The sequence below is a fragment of the Paenibacillus filicis genome, from assembly GCF_038070315.1.
Lineage (GTDB): Bacteria > Bacillota > Bacilli > Paenibacillales > NBRC-103111 > Paenibacillus_G > Paenibacillus_G filicis.
Map to the genome: position 1 here is coordinate 151,548 of NZ_JBBPCC010000017.1, position 17,147 is coordinate 168,694.

Annotated in this window: 16 protein-coding genes and 1 pseudogene; 2 read left to right on the plus strand and 15 right to left on the minus strand. The window is 57.2% G+C overall.

What is annotated here, in order from left to right; genetic code table 11:
- Positions 1-91: 91 nt before the first annotated feature.
- Complete coding sequence (locus WMW72_RS23820; protein WP_341418104.1) at positions 92-667, plus strand: sigma-70 family RNA polymerase sigma factor; 576 nt, start codon at positions 92-94, stop codon at positions 665-667.
- Positions 648-1,949 (plus strand): hypothetical protein, encoded by a 1,302-nt coding sequence (locus tag WMW72_RS23825; RefSeq protein WP_341418076.1) that lies wholly within the window; start codon positions 648-650, stop codon positions 1,947-1,949. Before WMW72_RS23820 ends, WMW72_RS23825 begins: the two co-directional genes overlap by 20 nt.
- Here the strand turns inward: WMW72_RS23825 and WMW72_RS23830 are convergent.
- The 15 genes and pseudogenes from WMW72_RS23830 to purQ form a co-directional block, all read right to left on the minus strand.
- Complete coding sequence (locus tag WMW72_RS23830; protein WP_341418077.1) at positions 1,943-2,986, minus strand: DUF3048 domain-containing protein; 1,044 nt, start codon at positions 2,984-2,986, stop codon at positions 1,943-1,945. The genes WMW72_RS23825 and WMW72_RS23830 overlap by 7 nt on opposite strands.
- Before the next feature lie 84 nt (positions 2,987-3,070).
- On the minus strand, positions 3,071-3,841 hold the full coding sequence (locus WMW72_RS23835) for a dioxygenase family protein (protein WP_341418105.1): 771 nt from the start codon (positions 3,839-3,841) through the stop codon (positions 3,071-3,073).
- A 173-nt stretch (positions 3,842-4,014) separates the two neighbouring features.
- Positions 4,015-4,098, minus strand: a pseudogene (locus WMW72_RS23840) (DUF1648 domain-containing protein); the annotation flags it as partial.
- Positions 4,099-4,317: 219 nt separating this feature from the next.
- The gene (trxA, locus tag WMW72_RS23845) at positions 4,318-4,632 is read right to left on the minus strand and encodes a thioredoxin (RefSeq protein ID WP_341418078.1); all 315 of its coding nucleotides are present in this window, start codon (positions 4,630-4,632) and stop codon (positions 4,318-4,320) included.
- Positions 4,633-4,739: 107 nt separating this feature from the next.
- On the minus strand, positions 4,740-5,171 hold the full coding sequence (locus WMW72_RS23850; protein WP_341418079.1) for an RrF2 family transcriptional regulator: 432 nt from the start codon (positions 5,169-5,171) through the stop codon (positions 4,740-4,742).
- 102 nt (positions 5,172-5,273) lie between these two features.
- A complete protein-coding gene (locus WMW72_RS23855; RefSeq protein WP_341418080.1) occupies positions 5,274-5,840 on the minus strand; it encodes a flavin reductase family protein in 567 nt (188 codons plus the stop codon).
- Positions 5,841-6,124: 284 nt separating this feature from the next.
- Complete coding sequence (locus WMW72_RS23860) at positions 6,125-7,111, minus strand: ABC transporter substrate-binding protein (protein ID WP_341418106.1); 987 nt, start codon at positions 7,109-7,111, stop codon at positions 6,125-6,127.
- A 243-nt stretch (positions 7,112-7,354) separates the two neighbouring features.
- On the minus strand, positions 7,355-8,617 hold the full coding sequence (purD, locus tag WMW72_RS23865; protein ID WP_341418081.1) for a phosphoribosylamine--glycine ligase: 1,263 nt from the start codon (positions 8,615-8,617) through the stop codon (positions 7,355-7,357).
- Positions 8,618-8,789: 172 nt separating this feature from the next.
- A complete protein-coding gene (locus WMW72_RS23870) occupies positions 8,790-9,521 on the minus strand; it encodes an IMP cyclohydrolase (protein ID WP_341418082.1) in 732 nt (243 codons plus the stop codon).
- Between the two features lie 32 nt (positions 9,522-9,553).
- Positions 9,554-10,741, minus strand: coding sequence for a phosphoribosylaminoimidazolecarboxamide formyltransferase (locus WMW72_RS23875; protein WP_341418083.1), 1,188 nt, complete (start codon positions 10,739-10,741; stop codon positions 9,554-9,556).
- A complete protein-coding gene (purN, locus tag WMW72_RS23880) occupies positions 10,738-11,379 on the minus strand; it encodes a phosphoribosylglycinamide formyltransferase (RefSeq protein ID WP_341418084.1) in 642 nt (213 codons plus the stop codon). The genes WMW72_RS23875 and purN overlap by 4 nt, the downstream gene beginning before the upstream one ends.
- Positions 11,376-12,416, minus strand: coding sequence for a phosphoribosylformylglycinamidine cyclo-ligase (gene purM / locus WMW72_RS23885; RefSeq protein ID WP_341418085.1), 1,041 nt, complete (start codon positions 12,414-12,416; stop codon positions 11,376-11,378). Before purM ends, purN begins: the two co-directional genes overlap by 4 nt.
- Positions 12,417-12,614: 198 nt before the next feature.
- Entirely contained in the window at positions 12,615-14,243 is a 1,629-nt protein-coding gene (purF, locus tag WMW72_RS23890) for an amidophosphoribosyltransferase (RefSeq protein WP_341418086.1), read from the minus strand.
- A complete protein-coding gene (gene purL, locus WMW72_RS23895; RefSeq protein ID WP_341418087.1) occupies positions 14,228-16,471 on the minus strand; it encodes a phosphoribosylformylglycinamidine synthase subunit PurL in 2,244 nt (747 codons plus the stop codon). The genes purF and purL overlap by 16 nt, the downstream gene beginning before the upstream one ends.
- Positions 16,449-17,144 carry a phosphoribosylformylglycinamidine synthase subunit PurQ gene (gene purQ, locus WMW72_RS23900; RefSeq protein WP_341418088.1) on the minus strand — a complete coding sequence of 232 codons (696 nt, stop codon included), beginning with the start codon at positions 17,142-17,144 and terminating at the stop codon, positions 16,449-16,451. Before purQ ends, purL begins: the two co-directional genes overlap by 23 nt.
- Positions 17,145-17,147 lie beyond the last annotated feature (3 nt).

Sequence of the window (17,147 nt, forward strand, 5' to 3'; positions counted from 1 at the left end):
CTCTTTGATTAATAACGGCGATCCAAGTACACTGGTAAAGAGACTGAACTTTTGCCAGGGACTGATCGTCCAAAGATTAGAGGTGTCCGTTTTGGATTCGGAAGTAAATTTCGATTATTTAAAATACTTGTCCGACAGTACGGACAAAAAAGCCATCTTGCACGAGTTGATGACCGCTTACGGCAAGGATGTTTGGAATTATGCCTACAGCATCACACGCAAGTGGGATCAGGCTGACGATATTACGCAAGAAGTATTTATCAAGGTGTACCGCAACCTGTATACATTTCGCTGCGAATCCTCGGTAAAAACGTGGCTCCTCGCGATTACGAGGAATATGACACTCGATTACCGCAAGTCGGCCTTTCTTCGCAAGGTCACGCTGGTGGATGCTTTTGCCGCCAGGGAGGAGCAGGCTGCCGCCACTTCTGCCGAGCATGAGGTCATGGCCCGGATGACCCTGAATGAGATGTGGGACCTGGTCCTGAAGCTGCCTGTCAAGTATCGCGAGGTGCTGATTCTGTTCGCCCACCATCAGCTATCCATGAAAGAGATCGCCGATGTACTGGGTGTGAGCGAGGGAACGGTCAAATCGAGACTGTTTCATGCGCGCAGCAAAATTTCGAGGTTGAAGGAGAGTCTTGACCATGGACCCGATCGACAGTAAGTGGAAACAACAATTGATAAACGGCCCGTTCGATCAGGATGGCTTCACGGATGCCTTGCGCCAGCGCATCGAAACCCGGTTGGAGCAACATACGCCTTCACCTTCCACTTCGGTATGGAAACGCCCTTGGATAGCGGCAGCCGGTGCGGCCTTGTTCCTGGGTCTGTTCGTACTGGGCTTTGCCGGCGAACGCCTCCTCGCTCCTGACAAGCTGGCCGTCATGGATCAGAAGAAAGTGCCGCATTCCGCCTCCGCGGTGGTCAACGACTATGAAGCGGGCGTACGCTCCGCCGTCCTGGTCGGACTCCGGACCGATGTGACGATAGCCGGCTCACCCGGATACAAAAGCGAATACCGCACGCTGCTGATCGCTCCCGAGGCCAGCCGGCTTCAGGTGACAGCCGAAGGCAGCGGCATCCTGATGCCGTATAAGATGGATTTCTGGCGCTTGGGCGAAGAGTACATCCCGACGGCAGAGGGCGGTTCGGTGGCCCGTGTGACCGCTAAGCTCGCAGAGCCCGCCCGGCAGCTTCCTGTGCCGTCCCGCAACGCTGTCACGAAATCCGATCTCCTTATAGCCTTGCAGAGCGAGAAGCTGGTGTTCGTCGGCAACCGCTATGTGGCTATGGAGCAGAGTGTTCTGGCCAAGGATGTGAAGGGGGGACTGCGGAATTCGAATTATGTCTGGGTCAAGGATGTGCCCCAATTGAGTGCTAAGGCCACGACGCCTGCCTCCGCGGTGGCAAGCTCTCCGCTGCAGCAGCCGCATGTCAAGCTGCAGGATCTGTACAAAACAGGCGTGGAGCCGGCTCTCCGGTCCATCACGCCCGTCCTGCCCGCTGCTGATCGGACGAACCCGAAGGCCACCCTGGATACAGCCGGGGAGAGCTGGACGGTCGTCCGGCAGCAGGGACGCTGGGTAGCGCAGGTCGCCTCCTATGAGACTGTCGCTGCCGACGAGGGGGCTCGCTATAAGTTAAAGAATTTCCCCTTAGACCTGCCTGTTGAAGTCGTCTCGCATGACCAGCTCGTCACCGACTGGGCGGACATCAAGCGCGTGCAGCCTGCTGCCGTAGATGCCTATTCGTCGCCAAATCAGGATGTCGTGCTGGTCGTGACTGACCGTCATCTGATCGTATATCCTTACCAGGGGGCTTTGCTTTCGAGTCCGCTGCTGACCGTCGAGCTGCAGCCCCAGGAATCCGTCATCATGGCTCACTGGGCGATTGATCCGTATATCGATCCATGGAAGAAGAAGGTTTCAACCCTACTGGCTCAATAAACGACATGCTCTTCGAAGTCCGGCCCATCCGGCACGATCATCACATGCGTCTGACCCGGCTGCAATTGCACCTCCCGGCCCTGCTCGTACCAGCGAATGGGGCTTTCTTCGCGTTCCCGGCGCCATTCGACCGGCCGAACAGCTCCCTGCTGGAACAACAGCGCATGGCCACTGCCGGTCAGCTTGACCTCCCGGCGCCCCTCCTGATCCAGCACCTTGTGCGGCGCCCCCATCACCACGACATTGACGGCCTTTAGCGGTTCCTCATTGTTCAGATCGATATGCGGACTCCCGTTGATCGACCTCTCGTATACACCGGTGGTCTGATCATATGCATAGGCTACCCGGTATGATTGCAGCAGAAAGGTAACCTCCAGCTTCAGCGCTTCGCGACTGCCCGGGGCGACCGTCTCCTTTGCCGGATCTCCCGGCTTGGACGCTGCGAATGTATACACGGGCGCCTCCGGCCCCTTCTCACCCAGCCTCCGCTGAGCTGCGCCCTGTCTGACCTGCTCCAGACTTGTGTACAGGTTATGAGGCGCCTTCCGGGTCTTTTCCCTCCAGAAGTAAGGACCGGCGTTCGTAATTTCATCCAGGTTCTCGATGCTTTGCTTCTTGATGGTCTCGTAGCCGTCCGGACTTCCGCCCGCGTGCACCTGAATGGCGCCGTAGCCTTTACCCAAGCTGATAAAATAAGGGCGGATACTGCGCACCGGACCTACAGGGTCTGGGGAAGACTTGCTCTGGAAGAAAGCGATCAGCCTCGTAATCTCTCCTTCCGCCAGCACCTCGAACAGCAGATCCGCCTGAGACAAGCCGCTCTGGGGTCTTGCCTGCGGAGCATTATTGATGACGACCATAACGGGTCTGGCTTCCTGCTTTTCCGCGGCCGGCATCCCGGTCAGCGGAGACACATAGAGAGGCTGCACAGGTACAGGCGGCTTCTCGGGCGCTACCACAGGTTCTCCGGACTCTGGAGTGACAGGAGCGAATACCGGAGCTTTGTCGGGAGAGCAGCCCGTTACCGGCCATGCCATAAGACAGGCAAGCAAGGCCCAGGCAGAACGTCTTATTCCGCGTCTGTTCAGGTTCATACCGATCACCTCTTTCGAGAATATGGATTAACCAAACATCCAGCAGCTTAACGACAACGATCCATACTGATATTGACGATGCAGGAGCTTCGCCTTCTTCCCCTGGTGGGCAGCCCCCATCGCGATGAGCAGGGGAGCCAGATGCTCCCCCCGGGGTACGGCTTCCCTGGCAAATGGAGCTTCAAGATCATACCGGAATAGCCGGTCCATATCCCACGTCTCCAGACACTCGGACAGCCACTCGTCGAAGGCTATCGCCCAATCATCCGCTTCATTCTCCTGCCAGGCCAGCTTGCCCAGATTATGCACAGTGCCGCCGCTTCCTACGATCAGCACCCGCTGATCACGCAGTCCAGCCAGCGCGCGGCCGATCCGGTATTGCTCCTCCGGTACCAGCCCGGGATTGACAGACATCGAGACGACGGGAATATCAGCGTGCGCATACATCAGCTTCAGGACGATCCAAGCTCCATGATCAAGTCCACGGCGGTCGTCCAGCTCGCAGGCGATTCCCTGCTCCTCCAGCTGACGCCGAATCTGCAGCGCCAGAGCAATATCTCCCTGAGCCGGATAGCGTACCTCATAGAGCTCGTCCTGATAGCCGAAGAAATCGTGAATCGTCTCATAGAAGACGGCCGAGCCGATACGCTGCGGCGCTGCCTCCCAATGTGAGCTGAATACAACGATAGCCCGCGGCTTCGGCAGCCTGGAGGCGAGTACTCCCAGGAACCGGCCGTACCTGTGCGGCTCCGTAGCAAGTGTGGGCAAGCCGTGTGCGACAAACAGCGAAGGAAGTATACGACAACAGCTCCTTTTCTGAAATCCGCTGTAGGGAGTCCCTTCAATCTCGGCGGATGGACATTCCGGTATTGACGATGGGCTTTCTCTTCCGTTAAGCCTATGTAAGTAAACGTATGCGGAATGTTCTCCAACAGTGTCAGGTCTGCCCAAGCCGCAGCTCCGATACCCGGAAGCATTCCCAGCACCGCCTTGCCTCCCCAGCCATCCGCTTCTCCCGCACTATTGAAGTGAAGAGACATCTGGTCAGGCAGCATGGCAATGCTCCAGTCACCGCATTTGTACGTCTAGACTGTACTCCTTTTGTGCCATTATACATCATCTGGAAGATCACACTCCACTAACAACTGTTAATTAAAGAAAACAAAGAGACCGGAGAGCGCTATTCCAGCGCTTCCGGCCTCTCCTCTAACCCTTATATCGTCGGCGTAATCCGCCTGTTTACCTGCACGGTTTCCCCTGCAAGCCAACCCGGCTTACAGCTGCGCTTGAACCCAAGCTTCCAGCTCGGGCAGCGGCTTGAAGCCTACTTGAGTGCCTACCTCTACGCCGTCTTTGAACAGCTTCAGCGTAGGGATACTCATGACGCCATACTGGCCGGCTGTTTCCGGATTGTCATCCACGTTGACTTTCGCGATCGTGATCGCGTCTCCTACTTTGCCGTTCAGCTCTTCCAGCACAGGCGCGATCATTTTGCACGGTCCGCACCACGGAGCCCAAAAATCTACCAGTACAACGCCTTCTTTGACCGTTTGTCCAAACTCACTGTCTTTTACATTCACAATAGCCATGATCGATCTCTCCTTCGGGGATAAAATATAATTCTTATATTAACTGTCACCATTTCAGTAACAGATGAAACATATGAAAAACGAATCTCATGCCATTCAGCCACAACCTACGGCTTCGCGGCATGCACCAACCTTAACCTATCCAGCACGTCCGTGACCTTGACCTGCTCAAGAAAAGTCAGCATCCGGTTCTCCGCCTCAGAGAAAATACCATCCATGACCTCCGCCATATTGCAGGCTACGAGACAATCCTCATCCTCATCGCCCGAGCACCAGGAAGGCTTGATGGACCCGATTGAAGTAACCCGGTACACCTCGGCCAGTGTCACCTCTTGAGGGTCACAGGCGAGCGTATAGCCCCCTCCGCTTCCTTCTCGGGTTGCCACATAACCAGTCTTCTTCAGACAGCTCAATACCTTGCGTACGCGTGCAGGGTGCGTACAGACATTGGCCGCGATCATCTCGCTCGTAGCCGTTCGGTCCGGACGATAGGCAAGCAGCACCAAACTATGAACCGCTATGGTGAATTCACTGTTCACACGAATCATCCTTTCCTGACGATGTCTTACTGTTATTATAAATGTTACAGATAAGGTTGTCAATCCGATATCCTCTATCAACAACCTTATCGTCCCCACTGCTTAGCGATTAAGATACAACGGATGTTTCTTCTCCGTAGACTGCTGATTCAGCGTCCGGTAGGTGGAGCGGCCCACATAGAGCGGGATTTCCAGCCGGCTGAAGTCAGGCAGGCCATCCTCTAGGAAATAATCACGGTCCTGATAACGCTGCACAATTTCACCTGCGATCCATTCATGATCGCCATACGTCGTTATGTTCATTGTTTTGCATTCATAAGCGAAATATGCATCGGTCAGCACCGGAATATCCGTCCGAAGGCCCTCTTCGTAAGGAATGCCGAGCTTCTCGAACTTGTCCATATCTCTGCCGCTAAAGGTTCCGACCGCTTGAATCATCTCCGAGCATCTGGCAGGGAGAAAATGAACGCCAAATTCGCCGCTTTGTTCGATCAGCGAATAGGTATAGGTTTCTTTGCGGAGGGATATCCCGTAAATGCCAGGCGATGAGCCGATGTACGTATGCCAGCCGGATGCCATAATATTCTGCTTCCCCTTGTAACGTGCGGTTACGACCGCGACCATGCCGGGGTAAGAGTACCACAGTTCTTCCTCAATCGGTAATCTCATTCGAACGTCACCCTTTTCTTCATTATCGTCAACTTCTTGAACTCGGAGTGCTGCCTCACGCTTCAACTGCTTCCCTAGCGCTCCTTGCTTCAATATCCAGTTTAACCCCTCCGAACGAATCAGCATAGTCCGAATAAACGGCAGCACCACGACCGGAAACTACACTTGATGCAGATACTGCATGTGATATGCGGCAAACCTTATTCGCTAGAAGATGAAACAAAGACCGCAATCTCCGAAGGGGAGAAGCGGCCTTTGCTGATTGCCTTCTAGCATTAAGGGGATTAAGGTTTGACGTCATAAATTTTGTAAAGCTCATCCATCATCAGGTTCGCTGCTTTGACACCGCCGGCCAGGTTCCAGATCACATCGTTTACCCGGTACGTCTTATTGTTCTTCACGGCGTTCAGGTTTTTCCACAGCGGATCTTTCGTCCACTCCTGCTCTTGCTGATTGGCTTTACCGTCACCGGTTTCATAAGTGAAATAGATGATCATATCGCCATCTGCCTCAGGCAGACGTTCCTTCGTAATTTCCTCAGCGAAGTTATCCTTAGACTTCACGGTCGGACGGGCAATCCCAATCTGCTTGAAGATGATACCGGTGAAGGTCTCGGACAAGTAAATTCTAGTCTTGCCAGCCATAAACCGGACTACGGATACCTTCTGGTTCAGCTTGTCGCCCGCTTTGCCTTTGAAATCCTCAACACGCTTATCGAACGCCGCAATCACCTTGTTTCCTTCCTCTGTCTTGCCGAGCGCTTCCGCATACAAGTTGAAGTTATTCTTCCATTCGCCGCGCAGCGTCTCCGAGAACACGGTCGGGGCAATCGCCTTGAGCTGCTCATAGATCTTCTCCTGGCGCATCTTGTTGCCCAGGATCAGGTCCGGCTTGAGCGCTGCGATCTGCTCCAGATTCGGCTGGCCTTCTTCGCCGACGACCACGACGCCTTCCATATCCGACTTGATATGATCATACCACGGATTTCCTGTGAAGGATTTGACGGCGCCTACCGGCTTGACGCCCATCGCCAGCAAGGCTTCAGTTCCTTCGTTCGTGAGAATGACGACGCGCTTAGGCGCAGCAGGGACATCCGTCTCTCCCATCGCATGCTTCACTTTATGAGGTGCGGCTGCTGCAGTCGTCTCAGACTTGCCTCCAGCGGATGACGCAGAGCCTGCAGGAGCTGTATCCTTGGTTCCGCAAGCCGTCATCACAAGACCGGTCGCCAGAATGATCGCAAGGGCAGCTGTTGATTTCATATTGCGCATAAACATCATGATGTACATGTTCCCCCTGTATGTAACTTAGCACTCTTAGTGATAACCATTATCACTAACGCCTATATATCGTACTCGCTGTCCGGCCCAAAGTCAACGAAAATCTGATAATGATTCTCAAAGTCATACATAAATTAGGATACCCGCGCAAAGCAAAGAAGCCGTACCTGGATAAGCGACACTCCAGGTACAACTTCTCTTTCTTCCGTGGTCACAAGCGTACTGACCGCCTACCTACACGAGCGCCCGATTCGCGATATCCGTTCGCATATGCTTGCCTTCAAAGTGAATGTGGTCAGCGGCCGCGTATGCCTTCTGACGCGCCTCGGCGATATTCGCACCAAGTCCGGTTACTCCAATGACTCGGCCCCCGCTGGTCACCAGTTGGCCGTCCTGACCGATCGCCGTCCCGGCGTGGAATACCAGGGCGTCTTCTACCCGGTCGAGGCCTTCGATGGCCAGACCCTTCGGATAAGAAGCCGGATAACCCGGCGAAGCCAGAATCACGCAGACCGCAGCCTCGTCGCTCCACTCGATCTCCATCTGATCCAGACGTCCGTTGATGCTCGCCAGGAAAATATCAAGCAGGTCCGTCTTCAGACGAGGCAGCACAACCTGCGTCTCTGGATCGCCGAAGCGCGCGTTGAACTCGATCGTCTTAGGACCGTCCGGCGTCAGCATTAGCCCGGCGAACAAGACGCCGCGGAACGGGCGTCCTTCGGCGACCATCGCTTGGGCCGTTGGCTTTACGATCGTCCGGATCGCCTCGTCGATGACCTCCTGCGGGATATGCGGCAGCGGAGAATACGTACCCATGCCGCCTGTATTCGGCCCTTGATCGCCGTCATACACAGCCTTGTGATCCTGTGCCGGAGACATCGGACGAACCACTTCGCCGTCCACGAACGCGAGTATCGACATCTCTTGACCGGTCAGGAACTCCTCAATCACGACCTGATTGCCGGATTCCCCGAATACTTTGGCGACCATAATTTCCTGCAGCGCCTTGTCCGCTTCCTCCAAGGAATGAGCGATGATGACGCCCTTACCTGCAGCCAGGCCATCCGCCTTGATGACATAAGGCGCGCGAAGCTGGTCCAGATAAGCACGGGCCGGTTCATAGGCATCGAACGACTCGTAAGCGGCCGTCGGAATATTATATTTTTTGAGCAGCTGCTTCGTAAATACTTTGCTGCCCTCGATAATGGCCGCATTCTGCCGCGGTCCATAGACCGTCAGGCCCTTGCCTTCCAAGTAATCGACAATGCCTGCAGCCAGCGGATCATCCGGACCGATGACGACCAGATCAATGGATTGATCCCGTGCAAACTGGGCGATCTCTTCGAACTTGTCCACAGCAATGGGTACACATTCCGCTACAGCGGCGATCCCGCCATTGCCCGGAGCACAGTACAGCTCCCCGATCTTCGGGCTTTTCTTCAGCGCCCAGCATATCGCATGCTCACGGCCTCCGCCGCCTACTACCAATACTCGCACCTGTCACACGCCCCCATTCGAATTGTTCACGCTGCCTAACCGTCCTGACACAAGAGGCCCATGCTCCGTCTCCTCCGGCTCTCTCCAACCGAAGGAGTCCAGTCATCACGGGCCTCATTCATGCATGCTTCTGATAAGCAGCCTTTACGACCGGCATATTCCCCCAGCCGGGCTATTCCTTGTTGCGCACCAGCAGTTCACTCGCTCCGTCTTCGATCCGGATCGTTTTGACGAGCAGCGAGATTTTGTTCTCTTCGTTCAAGGCATTCCAGTACAGATCTGCAATCTCTTGTGCATCGCCCGCCAGCGGCACGAGCGCAGGCTCACCCTGGAACGAAGGCAGCGGATTGCCGTCGCCTGCATACGTATGAATGCAGTGTCCGAAGCCCGGCAAAGCCTTCTCGTACGCATACGTATGGCGCAGCGTCTGGTCCTCGGTATTGCCTGCCGACTTCAGGATCGACAGCTTATAAGCAAATTGCTTGTCGTTCAGGTCGACGATCCCGCTGATCCGCGGGGTGAAGTTAGGCGCATCCGGCTCATAGGTCCGGGTAGCCAGCGCCGACTCGAAGGAGCCTCCGGCTTGCAGCGCGTCGTAGATCGTGTCGGTCTGATCGCCGTTGGTCACGATATGCGCGCCGTTCGTATGCTTCACCGGGTAGTAAATAATCAGCGAAGGATCAGTCAGCTTGGCCGGGTCCTTCGCTTCAGTGCGCAGGAAGCCGTTCGCTTCCTCGATAAAGACGCGGTTGCGGCTGTTCTCGCTCCGTCCCATGATCCAATATACTTGTACCAGGCGGGTACCGTCCGGTGTCAGACCAATGACGATCCCCCGTCCCGGATAAACATTCTCTTGTAGTCCTGCTGCGTAGGCTTCCGCTTGTGCGGCTCTTGTACTTGTCACGGCTTTTCCATGCCTCCCGGAAATGAGTTCGATTAGTGGTGGAACAAACGCACGCCCGAATAGGACATGACCATGCCGTAATCATTGGCAGCCTGGACAACTTCCTCATCGCGCATGGAGCTGCCGGCCTGTACGACATACTTCACGCCGCTGCGGCTGGCACGGTCCAGGTTGTCCCGGAACGGCAGGAAGGCATCCGAGCCGTACGATACGCCCTGCAGCTTGCCCAACCATTCGCGCTTCTCTTCGCGCGACAGACGGGCAGGAATTTCGTCAAATGCCGCTTCCCAAGCCGCTTGCTCGACAGGCGTCAACTCTTCCTCCAGCCACAGATCGATCGCATTGTTCTGCTCCGCGCGGGACAGCCCTTGACGGAACTTCATGTTCAGCGCCGTCGGATGCTGACGCAGGAACCAGCGGTCAGCCTTATCTCCAGCCAGACGGGTACAGTGAATCCGGGATTGCTGACCGGCACCGATACCGATCGTCTGCCCGTCCAGGGTGTAGCAGATGGAGTTGGACTGCGTGTACTTGAGCGTCACGAGCGCGATCAGCAGATCCCGCTTCGCGTTATCCGGCAAGTCTTTGTTCTCGGTCACGATATGCTCCAGCGCACTCGCTTCGATCGCCGCGTTGTTGCGCTCCTGCTGCAGCTTGAGTCCAAACAGCGTACGCAGCTCGACCGGATCCGGCACGTAATCCGGATCGATCTCGATGATCAGGTACTTGCCGCCCTTCTTCGCCTTAAGAATCTCCAGCGCTTCCTCCGTATAGCCCGGTGCCACGACCAGATCGGACACCTCGCGCTTCAGCAGCTGAGCGGTGGATGCGTCCACCACGTCGCTGAGCGCTGCCGCATCGCCGAAGGACGACATGCGGTCCGCGCCGCGGGCACGCGCATAAGCCGTCGCCAGCGGAGACAGCTCCAGGCCTTCGACGAAGTACGCTTTCGCTAGCTCAGGCGTCAGCGGAGCGGCTACGGCAGCTCCTGCCGGGCTGACGTGCTTGAACGAAGCGGCTGCCGGCAGTCCTGTAGCGCTGCGCAGCTCGCGGGCGAGCTGGAAGCCGTTGAGCGCATCCAGCAGATTGATGAAGCCCGGATCTCCGCTCAGGATACGGATCGGGAGAGCACCGTCTGTGAACAGCTTGGCTTGCTTCTGATGCGGGTTCATGCCGTAACGCAGTTCGAGCGTATTGCTCGTATTGACAGTCTGGCTCATTGGTTATTCATCCCATCTGTTATAGAATTGTTCGCCTGAACGACCCGGTCCAGATCGATGGCGCCTTGCACGATGTCCTGAATCACTTGCGGGTACAACGCATGCTCGATCGGATGTATGCGCCTCTCCAGGGATTCCTCCGTATCTCCGTCCTCAATCGCCAGCGCGCACTGCGCCAGGATCGGACCGCTGTCCAGTCCTCCGTCCACCAGATGCACCGTCACGCCGGTCACCTTCACGCCGTGCGCCAGCGCTTGACGAACCGCGTGAAGCCCCGGAAACGACGGCAGCAGAGAAGGATGGATATTGAGCATCCGTCCCCAATAGGCCTCGACGAGCACCTCCGTCAGAATACGCATATAGCCAGCGAGAATGACGAGGTCAACCTTCCTGTCCCGCAGCTCAGCCAGAATATCCTGCTCGTAGGCCTGACGCGAGGCATATTCCTTGGGCGTGAACGTGTAGACGGGAATACCCGCCTTCGTCGCCCGCTCCACGACCTTGGCCTTCGGCCGGTCGCAGACCAAAAGCTCGATGGTCGCATCGAGCCGGCCTGCCTTCACCGCATCCGCTATCGCTTGAAAATTGCTCCCGCTCCCCGATGCGAATACGGCGATGCGGAATGGGGCCTTACTCATACTTCAGCACCTTGGAAAGTCACGATCTTCTCGCCTGCCGTTACACGTCCGAGCGTGTAAGCCGTCTCGCCGTTCTGCGCGAACAGCTCCGCTGCACGGGCCGCGTATTCCTCAGCGACGATCACGACCATACCGATACCCATGTTGAAGGTACGGAACATATCGTTGTTGCTGATGCCGCCCTCGCGCTGCATCAGCTGGAAGATCGGCAGAATCGGCCAGGAGCCGTAGTCGATCTCTACATTGACGCCTTCTGGCAGCACGCGCGGAATGTTCTCCAGGAAGCCGCCGCCCGTAATATGGGCCATGCCCTTGATCGGCACTTCCTGCAACGCAGCCAGCACCGGCTTCACATAGATCTTCGTCGGTGCGAGCAGCGTATCGCCCAGCTTGCCGCCGAGCTCGTCGATCGTATCGTGCAGCGAGTAGCCCTTCTGCTCCAGCAGCAGCTTGCGCACGAGCGAGAAGCCATTGCTGTGCACGCCGCTGGACGCCAGACCCAGCACCACATCGCCTGGCTGGATCGTGCTGCCGTCGATGATTTTCTTCTTATCCACGATGCCTACAGTGAACCCGGCGATATCGTATTCGCCTTCGCTGTACATGCCCGGCATCTCGGCCGTCTCGCCGCCGATCAGCGCTGCGCCCGATTGCACACATCCATCGCTGATCCCCTTGACGATCGCTTCGATCTTCTCCGGGATGACCTTGTCGCAAGCCAGATAGTCGAGGAAGAACAACGGCTCCGCGCCCTGTACGATAATATCGTTCACGCACATGGCGACAGCGTCGATGCCGATCGTGTCGTGCTTATCCATGGCGAACGCAATCTTCAGCTTCGTACCGACACCGTCGGTTCCGGATACGAGCACTGGCTCATCGTATTTGTCCTTGTTCAAGCCGAACAAACCGCCAAAGCCTCCGAGCTCTGTCAATACTTCCGGACGGAACGTCGTCTTGACGTGCTTCTTCATGCGCTCTACCGCTTCATTACCGGCGGCAATGTCGACCCCGGCTTGTTTATATGCATCGGACACTTGAGATTTCCTCCTCTAGAATTGGGGGTGCTGGGAACAGGAAGCCGCAGCCTGCCGCTGGACTCCGCAACTCCGCAGATCCCCCGGTGAAATAATAGATCTGCCTGACAAACGCAGGCTGACAGCCCGTCTCTTAAGTCTAAGACTGCACAGATACTGGACTGCTCCCATCAGGTACAGCGTATATGAAATTCCGGCTTAGTCGCAGCCGCAGCCTAGAGCGGCCTCGTCCGGCACCGGCGTCGGGTATTTGTTATCGAAGCATGCGGTGCAATGCCCGCGGTTGTACTCGCCGGCAGGACGGCCAATTGCCGTCAGCAGGCCGTCCTTGGTCAGGAAGTGCAGCGAATCGGCATTGATCGCTTGGCGGATTTCCTCGACGGATTTCACCGCAGCGATCAGCTCTTCCCGGCTCGGCGTATCGATGCCATAGAAGCACGGATTCGCGAACGGCGGCGAGCTGATGCGCACATGCACCTCGGCCGCTCCCGCTTCGCGAAGCAGGTTCACGATCCGCAGGCTCGTCGTGCCGCGCACGATCGAGTCGTCGATCATGACGACGCGCTTGCCCTCCACGATGCTGCGCACCGCGGACAGCTTCATCTTCACGCCCTGCTCGCGCAGCTCCTGGCTCGGCTGGATGAATGTCCGGCCCGTGTACCGGTTCTTGATCAGACCGAGCTCATATGGAATGCCCGTCTGCTCCGCGTAACCGATCGCAGCGGAGATGGACGAATCCGGTACGCCTGTGACGATGTCGGCATCCACAAACGATTCCATCGCCAGCTGACGTCCCATCCGCTTGCGTGCGGAGTGGATATTGGTCGAGTCGATGTCGCTGTCCGGACGTGCGAAGTAAATATACTCCATCGCGCAGATCGCGCGCTGCTTGATTGGCGAGAAGCGATCATGCGTGACCCCGCCTGTCCGCTGATCGAGCACGAGCAGCTCACCCGGCTCGACATCCCGCTCGTACTTGGCGCCGACCGCGTCGAACGCACAGGACTCGGAGGAGAACAGTCTCGCTGTCCCTAGCCGTCCTGCCACCAGCGGACGAAGCCCATGAGGGTCACGCGCTATGATCAGTTTGTCGCGCGTCAGGAACATGAAGGCGAAGGCGCCTTCGACCTGCAGCAGCGCTTCCTTCACCGCCAGCACGATATCATCATGCTTGGAGCGGGCGATCAGATGCGCCACAACCTCCGTGTCGCTCGTCGTCTGGAAGATCGAGCCCTCGCGCTCCAGACGCTTCTTGATCTCCGGGGCATTGGTCAGGTTGCCGTTCGTGGCGATCGCGAGATCCCCTTCCCGGTACTTGAACACGAGCGGCTGGGCATTCGCCAGCTTGCTCTCGCCCGAGGTCGAATACCGCACATGCGAAATCGAGCAATTGCCGACCAGCGTGCCCAGCGTATCGTTGTCGAATACCTCCTTCACAAGCCCCATGCCGCGGTGGTAATTAAAGCTATCGCCGCCTGCCACACAGATGCCTGCGCTTTCCTGGCCCCGGTGCTGCAGCGCATGAAGTCCGTAATACGACAGCGAAGCCGCCTCGGCATGACCGAATACGCCGAACACTCCGCACTCCTCGCGCAGCTTGTCGAAATATTCTCCGTGCCCCTGTACACCTTCATTGTAAAACTCGCCCGTCCAGAGGCGCGGCGAAGCCGCGCCTTCCGTCTCGAGACGATGTTCAGGTACAAACTTCAAGCCCGCCGCGCTTCTTGCTCCCGCTTGCCCTTGTTGATCCAACTGTACTTTCAGCGCTTGCCCAAGCTCTGGCTGTAATTCAAGTCCTTGTCCGCCGACGATCAGTTCATCAGACATGGAATCGCATCCTTCCAAACCTTTTCTAGTTGAGTAACAGATGCATCAATCGCAGAGACCGCGTTAACCGAAACTTGCAGCTTCTCACCGCCGACCGTACCGAGCGCTTGCACCGGCACACCGCGGGAGGACAGGAATTGCTCCAGCTCCGCTGCCTTCTCCGGCGACGCGCTGAGCAGGATACGGGATTGGCTCTCGCTGAACAAGGCCAAATCCGCACGCAAGGCGGAATCGAAGTTGACCTTGGCGCCGATGCCGCCGCTGATGCAGCTCTCGGCCAGCGCTACCGCCAGACCGCCGTCAGACAAGTCATGCGCCGAAGCGACCAGACCGTTCTGGATCGCAGCCAGCACGGAATCAAGCAGAACCTTCTCCACATCGAGGTCGATAGCCGGAGGACGGCCTTCGGTGACGCCATGGATCACGTATTGGAACTCGCTTCCGCCCAGCTCCGCCTTCGTATCGCCGAGCAGCAGCACGACATCGCCCTCGGACTTGAAGCCTTGCGTCGTGATGTGATCCAGGTCATGCACCAGACCGACCATGCCGACGACCGGCGTCGGGTAGATCGCGCCCTTAGCATTCTCGTTGTACAAGCTGACGTTACCGCCGATAACCGGCGCGTTCAGCTTGCGGCAGGCTTCCGCCATACCGTCGGTGGCCTTCTCCAGCTGCCAGAAGATTTCCGGCTTCTCCGGGCTGCCGAAGTTCAGGTTGTCCGTGATCGCGAGCGGCTCAGCGCCCGTACAAACGTTATTGCGCGCCGCTTCCGCTACCGCGATGCGTCCGCCCACTTCAGGGTCCAGGTAAACGAAGCGTCCGTTGCAATCCGTCGACATCGACAGCGCCTTGCGGGAGCCGCGGATCGTAACGACCGCCGCGTCAGAGCCCGGTTGAACAGCTGTGCTCGTACGGACCATGTAATCGTATTGGTTATATACCCACTCCTTGCTCGCAACCGTTGGGGATGCCAGCACTTTCAGGAGAGCATCATTCAAATCCGTGATTTCCGGGTAAGCGGCCGTGTCCACAGAAGCATTCGCTTCGTAGTACGCCGGAACCGCCGATGGCTTGTGGTACATCGGGCACTCGTCGACAAGCGCCGTAACCGGCATGTCAGCGACCAGCTCGCCGTTGTGGAACAGCTTCAGGTTGCCGTCGTCGGTTACTTTGCCGACCTTCGGGCAATCCAGACCCCAGCGCGCGAAGATCGCGCGGGCTTGCTCCTCATGCTCAGGCTTCACGACGAACAGCATGCGCTCCTGGGACTCGGACAGCATCATCTCGTAAGGTGTCATGCCCGCTTCACGCTGCGGGACCGCGTCGAGGTACAGCTCCATACCATTGCCGGCCTTGCTCGCCATCTCGGAGCTGGAGCAGGTTAAGCCCGCTGCGCCCATATCCTGGATGCCGACGACGATGCCGGAGTTGATCAGCTCGAGACAAGCCTCCAGTACCAGCTTCTCCATGAACGGGTCCCCAACTTGAACCGCGGAGCGCTTGGACTCGGATTCAGCCGTCAAGTCCTCGGATGCGAATGTCGCACCGTGGATACCGTCGCGGCCGGTAGCCGGACCAACGTAGAACACCGGGTTGCCGACGCCCTTGGCGACACCCTTCTGAATCTTGTCGTGGTCGATGATCCCCACGCACATCGCGTTGACGAGCGGGTTGCCTTCATAGCTCTCATCGAACATGATCTCGCCGCCGACTGTCGGGATGCCGATGCAGTTGCCGTAGCCCGCAATCCCGGAGACGACATGCTCGAACAAATATTTGACGCGGTCGTTGGTCAGACGTCCGAAACGCAGTGAGTTCAGCACCGCTACCGGACGTGCGCCCATGGAGAAAATATCGCGGATAATACCGCCTACGCCTGTTGCTGCGCCTTGGTAAGGCTCAACTGCCGACGGGTGGTTATGGCTTTCGATCTTGAAGACGACCGCTTGGTTATCGCCGATGTCAACGATACCCGCGCCTTCGCCCGGACCCATCAGAACGCGCGGTCCCGTCACCGGGAACTTCTTCAGCACGACCTTGGAGTTTTTATAGGAGCAGTGCTCGGACCACATGACGCTGAATACGCCGATCTCGACGTAGTTCGGCTTGCGGCCGAGGAACCCGCAAATTTTCTCATATTCGGAATCGGACACGCCGAATTGCTTGTAGATCTTCTGTTCTTCGATTTGCTGGGCTGTTGGTTCCTTAGCCGATAACTGCTGCGCCATGCTTTTCCCTCCAGGTGCTCAAAATCGATGTAAACATCCGGCGGCCGTCCGCCGAGCCGAGAATTTCGTCGATCGCGCGCTCCGGGTGCGGCATCATGCCGACCACGTTGCCCGCTTTGTTGCTGATACCCGCGATATTGTCCACGGAGCCGTTCGGATTATTGCCTTCCTGATAGCGGAACACGATCTGGTTGTTCGCCTTAAGCTCAGCCAGCGTCGCGTCATCACAGTAGTAGTTGCCTTCGCCGTGCGCGATCGGGATGTTGATCAGCTCACCTTGCGCGTATTCGCGCGTGAACGGGTTGTCAGTGCTCTCAACCGACAGCACCGACTGGTGACAGCGGAATTTCAGGGAATTGTTGCGAAGCAGCGCGCCCGGGAGCAGGCCGGCTTCGGTCAGGATCTGGAAGCCGTTACAGATGCCCAGCACGTATTTGCCTTGAGCAGCCGCTTCCACCAGCGCATTCATCACCGGCGCGAAGCGTGCAATCGCTCCACAGCGGAGGTAGTCGCCGTACGAGAAGCCTCCAGGGACCAGGATTGCATCGTATTTGGACAAGTCGCTTTCCGTATGCCATACATATTCTACAGGCTGTCCGATCGTGTCCTCGACGGCTTTGAAGCAGTCGATATCACAGTTGGAGCCGGGAAATACCAATACCGCGAAATTCATCGC